The sequence below is a fragment of the Vibrio sp. 1078-1 genome, from assembly GCF_033340475.1.
Window position 1 is genome coordinate 1 of sequence record NZ_JAWOWM010000655.1, and the last position, 578, is coordinate 578.

Genomic DNA, 578 nt, shown 5'->3' on the forward strand with positions numbered 1-578 from the left:
ATGGGGGACTTCTGGTGCGAAGGAACTGGTTAGTGCGCTGTTGGCGTTGTTGGAAGAACAAATCATCGACAGCAAACCAACCACGCAAATCTGCCCTCATCTCGAGCAAATCAAAGAAGCTTGCAAAGGCGTAGACTTAAACCTCATTGCTCAACGCATTATGGCGATGGAAGACAGCAGCCCGTGGATTGCCGGTGCGAAAGAAACATTTTCGTCAGGCAGCCGGATTACTGCTCATACCTGCTTTCGACAAGTCAAAGAATATCACCGCTTACCGCTTGCAGACTGCTTCCGATTGGAGCTGAGCCTGTCGGTTCGTTGTGCGCTCTTAGGGGAATTTGAAGAGGGCGTTCGCGCTCGCCTTATCGACCGAGATGGTGAGCCAAACTGGATGTTTAAAACGGTCAGTGAAGTCGATGAAGATGTCATCGACTTATTGTTTACCTCGCTTTGGGCTGACGATGAACACCCGCTCGCCAAGCTCGGTGAACAGCCGCTAGGTTAGCCGTTAGGTCAATAAGGAGAATAATCATGAGTACCATCGCATTTATTGGGTTGGGTCGAATGGGAAATCCAAT

General features: G+C 49.8%; 1 protein-coding gene. It reads left to right on the forward strand.

All coding sequences use genetic code 11. The features are described from left to right. Positions 1-505: enoyl-CoA hydratase/isomerase family protein (locus tag R7190_RS29330; protein ID WP_318138133.1), on the forward strand; the 505-nt coding region annotated here is incomplete at its 5' end. Positions 506-578: the final 73 nt, after the last annotated feature.